We start from the raw sequence: 248 nt of genomic DNA on the forward strand, positions 1-248 counted from the left end.
GGTGCCGTGGGCTGCACGCCGCTTCCTGCGTGATCAGGAGCTGGCCTGTGGTGCCCGCACCATGGCCACGCAGCCTGCGCTGCGCGGACCCTCAGCAAGCAAGCTGCTGAAGGCGCAGCTGGTCCACCCGGTTGCGCCCGCGGTCTGCCATTGGCGCGGCCAACCCGTGTTGAAGGAGCGTATCGCCATGTTGAAGCAGTCCAAGCGGAAGGCATTGCCGTGGGTGTCGGGGCAGGTACTGGTGGTCG

Annotated in this window: 1 protein-coding gene; it reads left to right on the plus strand. The window is 67.7% G+C overall.

All coding sequences use genetic code 11. The features are described from left to right. On the plus strand, positions 1-248 hold a 248-nt coding region (locus ACYYG1_RS17745), incomplete at both ends, for a hypothetical protein (protein WP_461211654.1).

It is taken from the genome of Desulfocurvus sp. DL1XJH-121, from assembly GCF_054819825.1.